This is a genomic window from Marinifilum breve, from assembly GCF_003202155.1.
Classification (GTDB): Bacteria; Bacteroidota; Bacteroidia; order Bacteroidales; family Marinifilaceae; genus Marinifilum; species Marinifilum breve.
On the sequence record NZ_QFLI01000074.1, the window covers coordinates 1 to 671 of the forward strand.

Genomic DNA, 671 nt, shown 5'->3' on the forward strand with positions numbered 1-671 from the left:
TATACTGCAATTCAATCCATTTCATTATTATTATTATTATTATTATTATTGTTATGATTTACTGACATGAGAGAGTGACTCTTGTGACCATCACCTTTAGTTACTACTTTAGTAATGATTACATTTGAATTTGCAATATTTCTTCTCTATTAAACAAACGTTTGACTTGATTGTTCAATAGGAATTTACGCCTTATTGAATGGAAATGCATTTTGTGGTGTTACGTGGTAAGTGAACGGTATGTTAGTTGTTATGTTAAAAATGCATGAAATTGATAAATTGTGTTTCTACATGAGATGAAACGATGTAAATTACTTGTTGTCACTGCTGGTGCATCTATCTTTGTGATATTTCTGTTAGTTTTGTATAAAGAAGTCTTGTAAACATAGATAGGAATGAGTGTTGAATATGTAGTATGTGTCAGGCCGATCAGATATAGTAAAGATCGTGCAGGTGGTGGTGGTGGTGGTGGTGGTGGTCACATTGCAGACCGATGCACAGTATTCCATCAGCATTTTTGAAGGTTAGACTATATCACATTGGTAATGAATGATTCAATGAATAACTGACTGTTCATAACATTATACTGCAATTCAATCCATTTCATTATTATTATTATTATTATTATTATTATTATTATTGTTATGATTTACTGACATGAGAGAGTGACT

At 31.1% G+C, this 671-nt stretch carries 1 protein-coding gene; it reads left to right on the top strand.

The genetic code is table 11. The features are described 5' to 3' along the window. Window positions 1-395 precede the first annotated feature (395 nt). Window positions 396-521 carry a hypothetical protein gene (locus DF185_RS24790; protein ID WP_262510001.1) on the top strand — a complete coding sequence of 42 codons (126 nt, stop codon included), beginning with the start codon at window positions 396-398 and terminating at the stop codon, window positions 519-521. Window positions 522-671 lie beyond the last annotated feature (150 nt).